Below are 7923 nucleotides of genomic sequence, written 5' to 3'. Positions count from 1 at the left end.
TAGATTGTTTCGGATCCGGTTTTCAGGGTGCAAATCCTGTATGTAGAACGTTAACTCGCTTTGCCCGTAGGGGTATGCGATTAACCTTCTGTTCCGGCTTGTTTCACAAGCCTATGGTTTGGTGGTGATGGCAGAGGGGTTCCACACGTTCCCATCTCGAACACGACCGTTAAGCCCTCTAACGCCGATGGTACTTGGACCGCAGGGTCCTGGGAGAGTAGGAAGCTGCCAAGCCGATGAAAAAGAGCCTTTACCGTATACACGGTAGAGGCTCTTTTTGTTTTTATAAGGTTCCATAGTAAACAATATTTTTAGAACTTGAAGTACAAGGACCGATAGGATTTTTGTTGTCGTTTTTAGAGGTCGTTTTTAGAGTAGGAACACGTCGCTTCTTGTTAGTCCAGCTAAAATTGTTATTGGAGTACTGACTCGTTACAATTCGCTTTTAAAAAAAGGAAGAAAAATTCTAAGATAAATCACTTGCTTGTCCTTCAGAGAAAGACATTGTTCCCGTATGCCAGAACGTTCGGAAATGGCGAGCCTGCTCGCTTTCTTTCACCTTGACAGCCCATACCCCCTTTGCTAAGATTGCAATAATATATTTTCAGAAAAGCCCTTTCAGCTTTCCATATAAGGAAAAAATGGCGGTTAGGACGAGAGAAAAAAGGAGGCAAAATCGGGTGTGGAATAGCAAGTTTGACAAAGAGGGTCTGACATTCGACGACGTACTGCTTGTTCCGAGAAAGTCGGAAGTTCTGCCTAAGGAAGTTAGTGTGTCCACGAAATTGAGCGAAAATGTAAAGCTGAACATTCCACTGATCAGCGCAGGTATGGATACGGTAACCGAAGCGGTTCTGGCTATTGCCATTGCGCGTGAAGGCGGGATCGGTATCATTCACAAGAACATGCCGATTGAGAAGCAGGCGGACGAAGTCAACCGTGTTAAGCGTTCCGAAAGCGGAGTAATCACAAACCCATTCTTCTTGAGTCCGGATCATCTCGTTTCCGATGCAGAGGCCGTTATGGGCAAGTATCGGATTTCTGGCGTGCCAATCGTTGATAAGGACGAGAAACTGGTTGGTATCCTTACTAACCGTGATCTGCGATTTATCCACGACTACGATATCGCAATCAAAGATGTCATGACGCAGGAGCAGTTGGTTACCGCTCCGGTCGGCACAACACTGAGAGAAGCTGAAGGCATTTTGCAGCAGCACAAGATCGAGAAGCTTCCGTTGGTTGATGACAACAACGTGCTTAAGGGTCTTATCACTATCAAAGATATTGAAAAAGCGATCCAGTTCCCAAACGCTGCGAAAGACGCGCAGGGACGTCTCCTAGTTGGCGCTGCAGTCGGCGTATCCAGCGATGCGGTTGAACGGGTAGACGCTCTTGTAGCGGCCGGTGCCGACGTCATTGTGATCGACTCCGCGCACGGGCATCATATCAACATCCTTGATGCGGTTCGCAATATCCGCAGCCGTCATCCGGAACTGACAATTATCGCCGGCAACGTAGCAACAGGCGAAGCGACACGTGACTTGATTGAAGCCGGCGCTTCGGTAGTCAAAGTCGGTATTGGCCCAGGTTCCATTTGTACAACCCGCGTTATAGCCGGTATCGGTGTGCCGCAGATTACCGCTATTTATGATTGTGCAACAGTTGCCCGCGAATACGGCATTCCAATTATCGCCGACGGCGGCATCAAATACTCCGGTGAGATTACCAAAGCAATCGCGGCCGGCGCCCATGCCGTTATGCTGGGCAGCATGTTCGCAGGTACGGAAGAAAGCCCGGGCGAATCGGAAATTTATCAGGGCCGCCGCTTCAAAGTATACCGCGGCATGGGTTCGATTGCGGCTATGAAGCAGGGCAGCAAGGATCGTTACTTCCAAGACGACGATAAAAAGCTTGTACCGGAAGGCATCGAAGGCCGTGTCGCTTACAAAGGACCGCTGTCTGATACGATTAACCAACTGGTCGGTGGTCTTCGTTCGGGGATGGGGTACTGCGGAGCGAAAGATCTTGACGTTCTCCGAAACGATACCCAGTTCGTTCGCATTACCGGTGCCGGACTGCGGGAAAGTCATCCGCACGATGTACAGATCACCAAGGAAGCCCCGAACTACTCCGTTTAATCGGAAGCACTGTAGGGATTCCCTATCTAGCTCTTATCTTCATAAGCAGTCAAAAAACGGACCGGGCAGCTTGCCTGGTCCGTTTTTTATCAAAAAGAAAGAAATTTGGAATGGACTTGCACAGAAACTGACATCCGTTCAAGAGCAAAGAGGCTCGCAGGCAGTCGTATTCAAAGGTTACGATCGTGTTTTTCTTCTTTTCTTTGCTTCAACCATATCTTTAAGCGAAAGGGATTTTCATGATGAAGCAGGAAGACACGCCGTATTGCCCTGTGTTAGACTAGAAGGGAGTAACAAGAAACTTAGCACACCGAGGGGAGTACTTAATCCATTGAAACGCATGACTTTTACTTATAAAAAACAAGCCGAGGAGAATCGGATCAATCAGCCCAAATTTCTGAAGAGAAGTGCGGCTTCCGTTCTGCTTATCCATATGCTCTGTCTGTCCGTTGTTCCGGCCAACCTGGCCAATGCGGCAGCTACTACGACTCAGTCGACCGAAACTAAAGCGGCCGAGACGCCTGCTGCTGCGCAAAAAGCAATTCCGACTGTTGAGAGCCTGAATCTTGCCGTCAAATCTGCTATTCTGCTGGAACCTGTTACAGGCGAAGTTATCCTTTCCGTTGATGCGGAAACGCCACTGCCGCCTGCCAGTATGACCAAGATGATGACCGAATACATTGTTGCTGAACAGGTAAAGCAGGGAAAGATGAGCTGGGATGACGTAGTAACAGTAAGCCAAAATGCTGCAGCTCAAGTAGGGTCGCGAGTATTTTTGGCTCAAGGTGACCAGCATACTGTACGTGATTTGTATATCGCTATGGCTATCGGTTCTGCCAACGACGCAACAGTTGCGTTGGCGGAAACTGTTGCACCGACAGAGATGGAATTCGTTAAGCTGATGAATAGCGAAGCCAAGCGGATGGGGATGAAGACCGCCCACTTCGCCAATTCCACAGGCCTGGATATTGCTGATATGCCGGAAGGAACCCGTCCGTCCGATGGACAGGAAACAGTGATGTCGGCAATGGACGCGGCAATTTTGGCAAAATACATTGTGACGGATCACCCGGACTTTAACGAGTTCACAACTATTCAGTCATACCAGTTCCGTCCGGGAGCAACCGGAAAAATCGACAACCTTGACTGGATGCTGGAAGCTAACGCTTCGGTACCGAACCTTAAAGCTTATGCTTACGACGGATTGGACGGCTTGAAGACTGGACATACCAATGCAGCGGGCAATAACTTTACCGGTACGGCTGTCCGTGACGGTATGCGTTTGATCAGCGTTGTAATGGGCACCGATGTTCAGGATCAGGGATCGCGATTTGTCGAAACGCGCAAAGTGTTGGACTATGGATTCAACAACTTTGAAGTCAAAGAAATGGTTTCGGCCAATCAGGCAGTCGAAGGCGAAGAACCAGTAGCGGTATCGAAAGGCAAAGAAGAGTCTGTGGCTTATGAGACAGCCGGAGCACTCAGCTTTGTCGTACCGAAAGGTGCAGATGCCAGCGGGTTGAAAGTGCAGACAAGCATCGAATCGGGACTTGAAGCTCCGGTGGCCAAGGGTGATAAGGTTGGCACTGCAACCTACACGTATCAGGCCAAAGGAATGCCAGAAGCACAAACCAAAACTGTTGATCTTATTGCTTCTTCAGATGTCGAAAAAGCAGGTTGGTTCAAACAGTTGATGCGGGCAATCGGCGGGTTCTTCTCAGATCTGTTCGAAAGCATCAAGAACCTGTTCTAAATCCTTCCGAATCGATTGTATAGCTCTACCCCCTGCTGTAGAATTAACCGCTAGAATGTATAATAAAAATCGGAAAACATCAGGGGGCTATCAATATGGAAGCAGGAACATCGCGCGTTAAAAGAGGCATGGCGGAAATGCAAAAAGGCGGCGTAATCATGGACGTTATGAACGCTGAACAGGCAAAAATCGCCGAAGCTGCGGGAGCAACAGCTGTTATGGCACTGGAGCGGGTTCCATCCGATATCCGTGCAGCCGGCGGTGTAGCTCGTATGGCCGATCCGACGATCGTTGAAGAAGTGATGAAGGTTGTTTCTATTCCGGTCATGGCCAAAGCACGTATCGGACATTATGTAGAAGCGAAAGTATTGGAATCGCTCGGTGTCGACTATATCGACGAGAGCGAAGTGCTGACGCCTGCAGATGAAGTTTTCCATATCGACAAACAAGAATTCACAATTCCATTTGTATGCGGCGCGAAGGATCTGGGCGAAGCGCTGCGTCGGATCGGCGAAGGGGCGTCCATGCTTCGTACAAAGGGCGAACCGGGAACCGGCAATATTGTTGAGGCCGTACGCCATATGCGTCTAATTAACGGTCAGATTCGCAGAGTCAAGAACCTGTCGAAGGACGAGCTGTACGCAGAAGCGAAAAACCTCGGCGTATCTTACGAGATTCTGCTGGATATTCACGAAAAGGGCAAACTCCCTGTCGTTAACTTCGCAGCAGGCGGCGTGGCAACTCCAGCCGATGCGGCGCTGATGATGCACTTGGGCGCAGACGGAGTGTTCGTCGGTTCCGGTATTTTCAAATCCGACAACCCTGAAAAGTTCGCACGCGCTATCGTGGAAGCAACGACTCATTACGACGATTATCGTCTGATTGCGGAAGTATCCAAGGACCTTGGCGCACCGATGAAGGGAATTGACATTAAGCAGCTGCATCCTTCGGAACGCATGCAGGACCGCGGCTGGTAATCGAACGATGGCAGAGAACACACTCAAGATCGGCGTACTGGCTCTACAGGGCGCCGTGGCAGAACATATTCGCAGCCTGGAGCAAGCAGGAGCCGAAGGCGTTATCGTGAAGAGAGCGCAGCAGCTGGATGAGATAGACGGCCTTGTCATTCCTGGCGGCGAGAGTACAACGATAGGCAAATTGATGCGGCAGTACGGATTTATCGACCGTATCCAAGCGTTTTCGGAAGCGGGCAAGCCGATCTTCGGCACTTGTGCCGGATTGATTGTACTCGCCAAACGGATTGAAGGACAGGAAGAACCGCATCTCGGCCTGATGGACATGACGGTCACCCGCAATGCATTTGGACGTCAGCGGGAAAGCTTTGAGACCGACCTGCCAATCAAAGGAATTGATGAGCCGGTTCGTGCCGTATTTATTCGTGCACCGTTAATTCGGGAAATCGGTGCAGACGTCGAAGTCTTGTCGGTTTATAATGAAGAGATGGTAACGGCGCGGGAAGGACATCTTCTCGTGTCGTCATTTCATCCGGAATTGACCGACGACTACCGACTGCATGAATATTTCGCGGATATGGTGCGTCAGTCCAAGACCGGAGAACCGAAAGGATGAAGCTCCCGTGTTGGATGTAAAAGTATTAAGAAATGATTACGATCGGGTCAAGCAGGCGCTCGCTAACCGCGGCAAATCCGAAGACCTGATCGCCGATTTTCCACGCCTTGATGGCGAACGCCGTGAAAAGCTGCAGGAAGTGGAGACACTGAAGAACCGCCGTAATACGGTGTCGGGCGAAGTGGCAAAGCTGAAGAAAAACCGTGAGAACGCCGACGATCTGATCGCAGAAATGCGGGAAGTGTCGGACCGGATCAAGCAGCTGGACGAAGAAGTTCGAGTACTGGAAGCAGAGATCGATACCATCACGATGGCGATCCCAAACATTCCAAACGAGAGCGTACCGATTGGCGCGTCGGAAGAAGACAATGTGGAAATCCGTCGTATCGGCGAGCCGCGGCAGTTTGATTTCACGCCAAAAGCCCATTGGGAAACCGCGCAAAATCTGGGCATCCTCGATTTTGAAGCGGCAGCCAAGGTAACGGGTTCGCGCTTTACGTTTTACAAGGGGCTCGGTGCCCGCTTGGAGCGTGCGCTCATCAACTTCATGATGGATCTGCACAGCGAGGAGCACGGCTACGAGGAGATGCTGCCTCCGTATATCGTCAACCAGGACAGTCTCTACGGAACCGGCCAACTGCCGAAGTTCGAAGAAGATCTGTTCAAGCTGAAGGATACGGAGTATTATCTAATCCCAACAGCGGAAGTTCCGGTCACGAATTATCACCGCGACGAGATTCTCGAAGCGGCCAATCTGCCGAAGAAGTACATCGCTTACAGCGCCTGCTTCCGTTCCGAAGCCGGTTCGGCAGGGCGCGATACGCGTGGTCTGATTCGCCAGCATCAATTCAACAAAGTCGAAATGATCAAGATCGTGCATCCGGATCATTCCTACGACGAGCTGGAACAGATGACGGCTAATGCGGAACGTGTACTGCAGCTTCTCGGTCTGCCGTATCGCGTACTCGCATTGTGTACGGGAGACATGGGCTTCACTGCGGCCAAGACATACGATCTTGAAGTCTGGCTGCCGGAAAGCGGCATGTACCGCGAGATTTCGTCGTGTTCGAACGTAGAGGACTTCCAAGCCCGCCGGGCAGGAATCCGATTCCGTCGCGAACCGAAAGGCAAGCCGGAATTTGTGCATACGTTGAACGGTTCCGGTCTGGCCGTGGGCCGTACCGTAGCCGCTATCCTGGAGAACTATCAGCAGGAAGACGGCAGTGTCGTAATTCCGGAAGTCCTCCAGCCCTACATGCGCGGTGTAAAAGTGATTGCTCCACAAGCGTAAAAGACAGGATATATAGGCGAAGCCCGTTCTCCAACACTCTTGTGCAAAGAGAACGGGCATTTTCCTTGCTTATGCTCATCAAATAGGTTAGAATAATAAGTGTTGCGCCGCATTTAGGTTCAATACTTGTTTTATGGAGAGGTACCGAAGCGGTCATAACGGGGCGGTCTTGAAAACCGTTAGGGGGCAACTCCACATGGGTTCGAATCCCATCCTCTCCGCCAGCTTAAATAATCTCTTGCTGCATCAACTTTTGCAGTGAGTATAACCGGAACGCACTTTACCGTTGAATGACGGTTTGGTGCGTTTTTTTGTGTTTGGAGTTTTAAACAGTGCTCTAACAGACATTTTTAATTATCAATTGACATCGTTAAATTTTAAGAACATTGTTAATCTAAATATGTATCAGTGATATCCATAATCCAATATTGAAAGGTGGAACTGTCTTGTCTCGTAACATCTTCTCTCGTGTCACCTCTGACCTTACAGGCATGTCCGACAAATGTAAAGTTATCCCACCGTCTGACTTTTCGAATTCCCAAGCTCAGGCTTACGTTTTCACTGAAATGAACGAAAAGCTTTATTTCCTGCTTAAGTCTGCAAAAGATGAGTACGCGTTTACCAATATCGGTATGATCCATATCGATGGAGAGAGGGCGATCAGCAGCAAGCGCCAGATCCATCGCTACAACTATTTCGAGCATACGCCAACCGATGTTATTCTGGAGACAGCGGGGACTGCCGATTTGGATGTGGAAATCAAGTTTACAATGGGGCGTTCTTTCTCGATTGACGTGGTCAAGGCACATTTGGAACCCCTGATCGTGCTATATAAAATTCTTACCTTGATCGGAATGACTAAGACCGAATATGCACGTCATTGGGCATTAGTGGAGCGTAGTTTTGAACATAGCCGTGATGCGGTAGGTCGTCTTTCCGGTACAGGCAGTGCAAGTTCCGAGTATCGGGCTATTCTTCAGCACGCTCAGTCGGAGCTTCTGGCTGCCTATGATAAATATCATCCGCAGGAGTACAACGCGGCTTTCGAGCTGTATCTTGTTGGCGAATAAATTCGTACCCTATCCATTTCTTCATCAAAAAAGTCGTCTTTTCTCATTCGAGAAGGACGGCTTTTTGCTTAATTTGAAATA

6 protein-coding genes, 1 tRNA gene and 1 rRNA gene are annotated in these 7923 nt (G+C 49.7%); all 8 read left to right on the top strand.

The features are described 5' to 3' along the window. The first annotated feature begins 117 nt into the window (after window positions 1–117). The 8 genes from rrf (at window position 118) to F456_RS0120340 (ending at window position 7842) form a co-directional block, all read left to right on the top strand. A 5S ribosomal RNA gene (gene rrf, locus F456_RS0120375) occupies window positions 118–234 on the top strand. A gap of 446 nt (window positions 235–680) precedes the next feature. Beyond that, window positions 681–2138, top strand: a complete 1458-nt coding sequence (gene guaB, locus F456_RS0120370; RefSeq protein ID WP_018978882.1) for an IMP dehydrogenase — start codon at window positions 681–683, stop codon at window positions 2136–2138. Between the two features lie 340 nt (window positions 2139–2478). Further along, complete coding sequence (locus F456_RS0120365) at window positions 2479–3891, top strand: D-alanyl-D-alanine carboxypeptidase family protein (RefSeq protein WP_040925434.1); 1413 nt, start codon at window positions 2479–2481, stop codon at window positions 3889–3891. 95 nt (window positions 3892–3986) lie between these two features. Then, window positions 3987–4868 (top strand): pyridoxal 5'-phosphate synthase lyase subunit PdxS, encoded by an 882-nt coding sequence (pdxS, locus tag F456_RS0120360; RefSeq protein ID WP_018978880.1) that lies wholly within the window; start codon window positions 3987–3989, stop codon window positions 4866–4868. Window positions 4869–4875: 7 nt separating this feature from the next. Continuing rightward, window positions 4876–5481 (top strand): pyridoxal 5'-phosphate synthase glutaminase subunit PdxT, encoded by a 606-nt coding sequence (gene pdxT, locus F456_RS0120355; protein WP_018978879.1) that lies wholly within the window; start codon window positions 4876–4878, stop codon window positions 5479–5481. Window positions 5482–5488: 7 nt separating this feature from the next. Beyond that, window positions 5489–6772 carry a serine--tRNA ligase gene (gene serS / locus F456_RS0120350; RefSeq protein ID WP_018978878.1) on the top strand — a complete coding sequence of 428 codons (1284 nt, stop codon included), beginning with the start codon at window positions 5489–5491 and terminating at the stop codon, window positions 6770–6772. A gap of 135 nt (window positions 6773–6907) precedes the next feature. After that, window positions 6908–6996: transfer RNA gene (locus tag F456_RS0120345), tRNA-Ser, on the top strand. 222 nt (window positions 6997–7218) lie between these two features. Next, window positions 7219–7842, top strand: a complete 624-nt coding sequence (locus tag F456_RS0120340) for a PH domain-containing protein (RefSeq protein WP_018978877.1) — start codon at window positions 7219–7221, stop codon at window positions 7840–7842. Window positions 7843–7923 lie beyond the last annotated feature (81 nt).

This window comes from Saccharibacillus kuerlensis DSM 22868 (assembly GCF_000378145.1).
GTDB classification, from domain to species: domain Bacteria; phylum Bacillota; class Bacilli; order Paenibacillales; family Paenibacillaceae; genus Saccharibacillus; species Saccharibacillus kuerlensis.
The sequence above is the reverse complement of the archived record's forward strand: the minus strand, read 5'-3'. Positions and strand labels throughout refer to the sequence as shown.

Bases quoted from the DNA above. Each gene is read 5' to 3' on its own strand.
- pdxS (WP_018978880.1), top strand. From the start codon at position 3,987: ATGGAAGCAGGAACATCGCGCGTTAAAAGAGGCATGGCGGAAATGCAA.
- F456_RS0120365 (WP_040925434.1), top strand. From the start codon at position 2,479: ATGACTTTTACTTATAAAAAACAAGCCGAGGAGAATCGGATCAATCAG.
- pdxT (WP_018978879.1), top strand. From the start codon at position 4,876: ATGGCAGAGAACACACTCAAGATCGGCGTACTGGCTCTACAGGGCGCC.